This is a genomic window from Actinoplanes sp. NPDC051411 (assembly GCF_040682075.1).
In the GTDB taxonomy this organism is placed as follows: Bacteria; Actinomycetota; Actinomycetes; order Mycobacteriales; family Micromonosporaceae; genus Actinoplanes.
The window spans coordinates 1-7,158 of sequence record NZ_JBFBAD010000245.1 but is presented as its reverse complement, the minus strand read 5'-3'; the positions used below and the strand labels follow the sequence as shown (position 1 = coordinate 7,158).

Genomic DNA, 7,158 nt, shown 5'->3' with positions numbered 1-7,158 from the left:
CCACCAGGTTCGACAAACTCGCCGTGCGCTACGAAGCCACCGTCACCATCGCCGCGATCAACGAGTGGCTATGACTTCGATACACGCCCTAGGCGCTGGTTGGTGTCCCGTCCGCGCGAACCTTGCGGGTGCCCGGGTTACCTTGCGGGTGATCTTGCGAGCCGTCCGCGTCGGCGCGGACAACCGCGTAACCTATGGGGAGGCAAACTGCCCGTTCCCCGAATGGGTGACTGCCGCCGGGAATCCGCAAAGTAGATCCGGACGTTTCGGCTCGCTGGTGTCCGGACCTACTTCGCGAGTCCGTGGTCAGCATCTTGATCATCCGCAACCAGAGCCGGACGCGACACGTCGTCGGTCGCCGCTTTCGCCTGAACCTTGTGGAGTCCGGACCTTCAGCCCGGACGCACCACGGGCTACTGAGGGGTGGTTCCTCGGTTCCACAATGAAGCTGTGGACGAGGCGACGGCGCAGACCATCCAGGCGGAAGCGGTGTATATACCGCTGGCGAGGCTACACGCGATTGAGCGTGCGCTGAGCATGACCAAGGGTAGGAAGAGAAAGCGGCGGCTCCGTGAGAAACGCGACGCAATCGCTGATGAGCTCCTCCGCGCTGAAGCGCACGCTCTGGGTCTGCCGGTGGCTGGGGTGGCGACAGCGACGCTGCTGGAGCAGGTCGCCGACGGGCTCCAGCTGTTCCAGCAGGCGGGCGCGCCAGACGGCGCTAATCGCACAAAGGAATGGGCCAACCCCGACGCACTCGCGGGGGCCGTAATCCTGTTCGGTGTGGCAATCCTGGCAAGCGGGGGAGCTGCCGCAGCTGGCGCGGCAATCGTGCAGGACGTTATCTGGAAAGAGATCGTCAAGGCGGTGATCGCCACGGCCGTAGGCACCGCGACGGCCTACGTGGGCCAGGAGGTCCTGAACCGCATCGCCCACCCCGATTCGGCGGCCGAGAAAGATACGGCATCCCCGTTCAGGTCTCTCGCGCCGGACAACGACCACCATGCACTCGAAGCTGATCAAGACATTGATCTTCCAGCAGATCGGACCGGACTGCGTAATGTCACTCAGGCGACGGGTATGGGTCCGAGGCCGCCGAAGCCTGGCGGTCTGGAGGTGCGGCTACCGAATCAGGCTGACCAGGCCTCACCCGCCGATGGTCTAGCGGATCAGCAGCAACCCAGCCCACCTAGCGCCGACGATGAGCGAGAGTGGAAGGGTTACTGACCCCCTTACCGTCTGTAACTGACGGCCGAGCACGCCGGAGCACTCGCACCGAATGAATACGCACTCCTGCCAGTCGTCGCCGCGTCGGGCAGGGACCTGGCCGTGGACGAGCCATAGCCTTCTTGATCCCCGGCTTCTCCAACCCGGGACATGTTCGCCAACTTGGAATCGGCCGCGCTCGCGTTCAACCGCTTCATCAGGTCCAGCGCCTGGCCGTCGCCCACGGCGGCGACCTGGTGAATACCTGCCCAATTAGCTAGGTTGCCCTCACCTCATCCGATCCTCCCAGGGGGAGTGGCAGCCCGTGCGGCAACAGCACAAGACCTTCCAGGCGATCGAGGTCGGCGACGGCGGCGACGGGCGGTGGGCCGCCTACGCCCGGGGCCTGTGGCAGGAGATGGAGGGCCTGCTGACCGAGGAGGGCCGAACTCCGGAGGGCGCGGAGCGTGTTCGGGCGCTGTTCCGTGCGCACATGCCGGAACTGGTCCCGGTTCTGGGCCGCCTGGCCGGCCAACTCGACCGGCCCGAGGCCGAAGTCTTCCTCACCCACGCGGCACTGCGGCCGTTCTCCCAGGCCTGCACCCAGATCGGCCAGAACGGCACTCTGCTGCGCAACTATGACCTACGGCCCGATCAGTGCGAGGGGACCATCGTCTCCTCCTGCTTCCTGCGCCCCGTGATCGGGATGCAGGACATGCTGTGGGGCCTGCTGGACGGGATGAACGACGCCGGTCTCGCGGTCTCGCTCACCTGGGGCGGACGTTCCGCCTACGGACGCGGCTTCGCCATTCTCATCCTCGTGCGCTACCTGCTGGAGACGTGCGACACCGTCGATGAGGCGGTCGACAGGCTGCGGTCCTTGCCGGTCGCCGTCCCCCAGAACCTCACCCTTGTCGATCCCGAGAAGGCGATGACGGTGTTCGTGGGGCCGGATATGCCGCCGACGGTGGCACCGGACGCCTGCGCCGCCAATCACCAGCACCTGCCGGTGACCGACGAGCAGGAGCGGGCCATGCGGACGCAGGAGCGGCTGCGAGCCATCCGCGCCGCGGGCGCGGACGTGGCGGCGATGCTGAAGCCGCCGCTTTATCGATCCGTCGACGAGCAGGGGTCGAGAACGCTCTACACAGCCCGCTACCAGCCCGTCGAGGGCCGTGTGACGTACTACTGGCCCGGCGAGTCCTGGCAACAGTCCTTCAGTGACTTCGCACCCGGATCCCGCATCGTGACCTTGGGTCGGGCCAGCTGAAAGGCTTTCCGGATCGGTACGCCCGCGACATTTGGGACGATCGAATCTTTCGGAACGGCGGCGAAGTCGAGGGCGACCCCGTTACTCATGGTTACGGGAATGAACGGGCCCCATTCAGCTCCGACGTCGAGCCCCAGGGTGGCGAGCATCGATGAGCGCCGCTCCCGCAGATGGATCACGCCGGATTCCTTGGTTCGGGTACTCGACCTTCCGATAATCCTGGCGATCCGTCGCGGCACCCCCCGACGGCCACCACCCGCCGGGAGCCCCACATGTCCAGCCGCCAGTTCGTCACTTTCGAGGTCGCCGACCAGTTCTTCGGCGTGGACGTGGACGCTGTGCAGGAGGTGCTGTCGTACAGCGAGTACACGCCGGTGCCGATGGCACCGAAAGCGATCGGTGGACTGTTCAACCTGCGCGGGCAGGTGATCGCCGCCGTGGACCTGCATGTGCAGTTCGGGTTGCCGCGCCGGGACATGTCCGGCCTGGTGATGAACGTGATCGTGCGGCACGCCGGTGAGCCGGTGAGCCTCCTGGTGGACCGCATCGGACAGGTCGCCGACCTGGACGCCCAGCTGTTCGAGGAGCCGCCGGCAACCCTGACCGGCCCCTCACGGGCACTGGTCACCGGCGCATACAAAACCGAAGATCGGCTGCTGCTCGTGCTCAACGTCGCCGAGTGCGTGAACACCGCCCGCGTCATGGCCTAAGACCCCACACTGGTCACGCCGCACTCGGCACAGAGACCACGCGCCGGGCAACGCCTCACCACCGCCGTCCGCAAACCTGACCCCCGAACGGCATCCGCTCTAGTCTAGTGACGGGGCGTCACACAGGCCGCCGGCGGTACCCCCTGTACGGCCTGGAAGCCGGGCATCATGCGGTCGTCACCACGCTTTACGGCCGTCGTCGATGTAGGTGCGAATCAGCACCTGACGGACGTACGGGTCGAGCGCCTCGTGCCGCACCACGCGGTTCCAGTGCAGGTAGAGCTTCGTGAAGGCGACCTGAACCAGATCCTCGGCCCGGAGCGGGCCGCGAAGTATTCGGTGAAGGCCGCGTCGCCATCCCTCATCCGCATCCCCCTGTTGGTCTTCGTTCGGTCTCGGTCGCCGTTAAGCACGAGGGCGGGCGCGGCGGAGGTTGCATGAGATCTTGCCGGATTTTCTGTCGGACCCTCGGCGTATACCGGAGGCATGCGGTGGTCATCGGTGGAGGAACAGCAGCCTCGGCTGGCGTCCGTCGGCCGGCAGCGCCTGATCGGGCCCGGGGTGGTGCTGGTCGCGACGATCCGGCGGGACGGCACGCCGCGGCTGAGCCCGGTCGAGCCCTTCGTGCTCGACGGTGAGCTGTGGCTGTCGATGATGCCGGCGTCGTTGAAGGCGGCGGATCTGGATCGCGACCCGCGGGTGCTGGTCCACAGCGTGATCACCTCGCGGGACGGCGCGGAGGGCGAGTTCAAGGTGCGCGGGGTCGCGCGGTCGGAGCCGGATCTCGGGGTGCAGGAGCGCTATGCGGCGGCGGTGGGCCCGGCGCTGGGCTGGTCGCCGACGCCGGGGTCGTTCCGGCTCTTCGCGGTCGACGTCGCCGACATTTCGGTCATCCGTTACGACTCGGCCACCGGCGACCAGTTCGTGACCCGGTGGCCGTCGGGCGGCGAGTTCGTGCGGCGCGGCACGTCGGCGACCACGCTGGGGCCGCCGTCGCCGACTCAGGACCTGTTGGGCGGCCCCGGCCGCTGAGATCCGTCCGCGGTCAACCGCCGGCCGGTGCGATGACCGGCACGACGTTGCCGTCCGGGCCGAGGAGGACCCGGTTGCCGAGCGGGCCGTCGAAGGTGACGCGAACCGGCCGGCGCCGCAGCACGTCGTCGTTCAGGCAGTCCACGTCGGCTCCCCGAGGCTTTGTGGTGGCGGTCGGCGAAGCGACGACCACCAGCACGGCCCGGTCCGATGCGCGGGTCGTGACCGTGTCGGGTGGCGTCGATCCACCGCAGGTCAGCGCCGGCTGGGGTAGGTCGACGGTCGCGCCGCGCCCGTCGGTCGTGAGCCGGGCGACCGGTCCGGTCGTCACCGACAGCCGCAGCTTGCCGAGCCGCCAGAACGCCGAGGGGTCCAGGGCCGGCCAGCGTACGTCTCCTCCGTCGATGTGGAAGATCCAGGTCGGCAGGGACAGCGGTCCCCGGTCGGTGGGGTAGGACCAGGACTTCAGGCGGACGTCGGTGACGGCGCGCTCAGGGCCGCTGCTGTCGGTCACGCGGCCGTCGAGCATCTGGGCGAGCGCGGTCGAGGGCGGCAGCACCGCGAGCCGTGTGCGGCCCTCCGGCAGGGTCACCTCCACTGTGTCCGGGGCGGCGGGCGGCGTCGTCGCCAGTCGCAGACGGGGGAACACCGCCGTCTTGGGGCTGACCGACGCCGGGTCGCCGAGCAGCAGGATCGGCCGGGGTCGCCGGCCGACCGGGAAGTCGCGCCACCCGCCGAGCGCCGCCTCGGCGGTCGGGGCGGCCGGCACGGCGGCCGGATCGGGCTCGACGCGGACGCAACCGGCCACGGTGGAGAGCAGGACTGCCACGACCAGCGGGGCGGCCGGCCGGCTGAACACGCGCATGGGCACCTCCGTCACATCGATCGTGACATGGCGCGACGGGCGCCCGGCCTCCGGGACGCCGCCTCGAAGGCCGGGGCCGGGGGCGTGACGGCTCAGCCGAAGGGCTGGAGGAAGGTGGACTGGTCCCAGCCGTCGGCCGCCGCCCGCACCTTCTCGAACAGGGCGGTGAGCTCGTCGGTGCGCGGGTGGATCTCGACCGCGAAGCCGAGGGACGGCGCGAGGTCGTACTGGGCGATGCTCAGGCCGGATGTCGCCGCGGCCACGGTCTGTGGGATGTCGTTGGCCTCGAAACGGGCGGCGGTGGAGGCGGGATCGTCCACGACGTACGCCAGGTGCTGGAGTGCCGGCAGCGAGCCCAGCCGGAAGAAGTCGGCCGCGGCGGCCGGGGTCGCCGCGTGGACCTCCTGGATCTCGATGAACAGGTCGCCGTGGGCGGCGAAGGCCGCGCTGTGGTCGAAGGCGGCCGGCCGGCCGTCGACCGTCAGCGTGTCGAAGTGGACGTGGTCGAGGACCAGGAAGGGGCCGATGCCGGCCACGTCATACCAGCGGCGGGCGGCCTCCGAGAGGTCGCGCACAACGTATCCCAGGTGGTGGAGAATCACGCCGACCAAGGTAGATCATTCGGGAAACATGCCGATCCGGCCGTGATATTCGTGGCCGAGCTCGTCGGTGTCCGAGCCGACCAGCAGGCCCTGGGGGACGGCGACGAAGACGCGGACGCCGACGCCCCGGGTGCGGGTCGGGTTCCAGGCCAGGGCCTTGCCGGTGGCCGGGTCGACGGCGCCGATGCCGGGGCGGATGACCGCGCCGGGGCCGGGGGTGAAGACCGGCGGCTGGCCCGGGTTCTTGACCTTGTGGCCGTACGGGTTGTCCAGGTAGAGCTGGTGGCCGCCCAGATAGACCGCGCTGCCGGTGACCGCGACCGCGAACAGCGAGTTGCCGCCGGTGTGCTGCACCCAGACCGGGTCGTGGCGGCCGACGCCGAGGGCCTCCAACCGGGTGGCCGAGTCGCAGAGCTTGTCCGGTCCGGAGGTGCCGCCGGTCGAGACGACCACCAGGTAGGAGCCGTCGGGGGAGAACTTGACCTGCCGCAGGTAGGCCTGGAAGTCGGGGGCGCACGGCGGGGCGAACGCGTCGGTGTACCACCCGGTCAGGGCGGCCGTCGCTCCGGTGATGTCGAACATCGCGATCCGGGAGCGGTCCGTGTTGCCCGATCTGAGCAGCGAGCCGACCACCACCATCTGGCGGCCGTCGGGGGAGATGTCGAGGTCCTCGACGTAGGTGCGGATCAGGCCGGGCGCGGTGAAGTGGGCGTCGAAGCCGGAGTCGAGCCGGCCGGAGTAGCCGCCGATCCGGGCCAGACCGGCCCGGGGCACCCCGTTGACCGCGGTGAACGTGCCGCCGGCGTAGAGCCAGCCGTCGAAGGTGGCGAGGGTTCGCACGTCACCCTTGTCGATCCTTGCCGCGAACGGGCCCAGCCGGGCGCCGGACAGCGACAGCCAGGCCAGGCCGCGGGACGACGACCCGTTGACGGTGGCGAAGGCCCCGCCGGCGTAGACCGAGTCGTCCGGGCCGGCGGTCAGGGCGTACACCGGGCCGTCGACCGTCGGCGCGAACGGCCGGATCGAGCCGTCGCGCAGGTCGAACGCGAAGATGTTGCGGCGTTTGAGGACGTGCCGGCGGCTGCTGTCGGTCACCGAATGGAAGTCGCCGCCGACGACCACGGTGTCTCCGACCACGGCCATCGCCCACACCGTGCCGTCGAGCACGTGCGGCGTGTAGTCGACCGGGTTCGCCGACACCACGGCCGGCTGGGCGAGGTCGGCGGTGGCCGGTGCGATGCCGCCGGCCAGCGCGGTGACGACCGCGACCGTCGCGGCCAGGAGGCGGCCGGGGACACGAATATCCATATCTAAAAAACGATCATGAAGGCAAAGGGTCGCGGGGGGCGGGGGGGGGGGGCCCGCGGGTTGGGCCGCCACGCCCCCCGCCCACCACAGAACTCCGGACAGCAAACGCCGGCACTGCCGCTCGACCCAGGGCGCCCAGCCACGCGACGGCGAGACGCACGCGAG

At 69.7% G+C, this 7,158-nt stretch carries 8 protein-coding genes; 4 read left to right on the top strand and 4 right to left on the bottom strand.

The features are described 5' to 3' along the window. The first annotated feature begins 450 nt into the window (after positions 1 to 450). The 3 genes from AB0M88_RS52500 to AB0M88_RS52490 all read left to right on the top strand — a co-directional run bounded on the left by AB0M88_RS52500 (position 451) and on the right by AB0M88_RS52490 (position 3,186). A complete protein-coding gene (locus tag AB0M88_RS52500; RefSeq protein ID WP_364115930.1) occupies positions 451 to 1,227 on the top strand; it encodes a hypothetical protein in 777 nt (258 codons plus the stop codon). Positions 1,228 to 1,531: 304 nt separating this feature from the next. Continuing rightward, positions 1,532 to 2,476, top strand: coding sequence for a C45 family peptidase (locus AB0M88_RS52495; protein WP_364115927.1), 945 nt, complete (start codon positions 1,532 to 1,534; stop codon positions 2,474 to 2,476). 272 nt (positions 2,477 to 2,748) lie between these two features. Continuing rightward, entirely contained in the window at positions 2,749 to 3,186 is a 438-nt protein-coding gene (locus AB0M88_RS52490) for a chemotaxis protein CheW (protein ID WP_364115924.1), read from the top strand. A gap of 177 nt (positions 3,187 to 3,363) precedes the next feature. Here AB0M88_RS52490 and AB0M88_RS52485 read toward each other — a convergent pair whose 3' ends face one another. After that, on the bottom strand, positions 3,364 to 3,492 hold the full coding sequence (locus tag AB0M88_RS52485) for a hypothetical protein (protein ID WP_364115933.1): 129 nt from the start codon (positions 3,490 to 3,492) through the stop codon (positions 3,364 to 3,366). 180 nt (positions 3,493 to 3,672) lie between these two features. Here AB0M88_RS52485 and AB0M88_RS52480 point away from each other — a divergent pair, with 180 nt between their 5' ends. Continuing rightward, entirely contained in the window at positions 3,673 to 4,218 is a 546-nt protein-coding gene (locus AB0M88_RS52480; RefSeq protein WP_364115921.1) for a pyridoxamine 5'-phosphate oxidase family protein, read from the top strand. 13 nt (positions 4,219 to 4,231) lie between these two features. Here the strand turns inward: AB0M88_RS52480 and AB0M88_RS52475 are convergent, their stop codons facing one another. From AB0M88_RS52475 to AB0M88_RS52465, 3 genes are all read right to left on the bottom strand, one after another. After that, the gene (locus AB0M88_RS52475; RefSeq protein ID WP_364115918.1) at positions 4,232 to 5,083 is read right to left on the bottom strand and encodes a hypothetical protein; all 852 of its coding nucleotides are present in this window, start codon (positions 5,081 to 5,083) and stop codon (positions 4,232 to 4,234) included. Positions 5,084 to 5,175: 92 nt separating this feature from the next. Further along, positions 5,176 to 5,685: a VOC family protein gene (locus AB0M88_RS52470; protein ID WP_364115916.1), complete on the bottom strand. Its 510-nt coding sequence runs from the start codon at positions 5,683 to 5,685 to the stop codon at positions 5,176 to 5,178. A 15-nt stretch (positions 5,686 to 5,700) separates the two neighbouring features. After that, a complete protein-coding gene (locus AB0M88_RS52465; RefSeq protein WP_364115913.1) occupies positions 5,701 to 6,993 on the bottom strand; it encodes a PKD domain containing protein in 1,293 nt (430 codons plus the stop codon). Positions 6,994 to 7,158 lie beyond the last annotated feature (165 nt).

Coding starts and splice junctions, on each gene's coding strand:
- AB0M88_RS52490 (WP_364115924.1), top strand. CDS start 2,749: ATGTCCAGCCGCCAGTTCGTCACTTTCGAGGTCGCCGACCAGTTCTTC.
- AB0M88_RS52480 (WP_364115921.1), top strand. CDS start 3,673: ATGCGGTGGTCATCGGTGGAGGAACAGCAGCCTCGGCTGGCGTCCGTC.
- AB0M88_RS52475 (WP_364115918.1), bottom strand. CDS start 5,083: ATGCGCGTGTTCAGCCGGCCGGCCGCCCCGCTGGTCGTGGCAGTCCTG.
- AB0M88_RS52465 (WP_364115913.1), bottom strand. CDS start 6,993: ATGGATATTCGTGTCCCCGGCCGCCTCCTGGCCGCGACGGTCGCGGTC.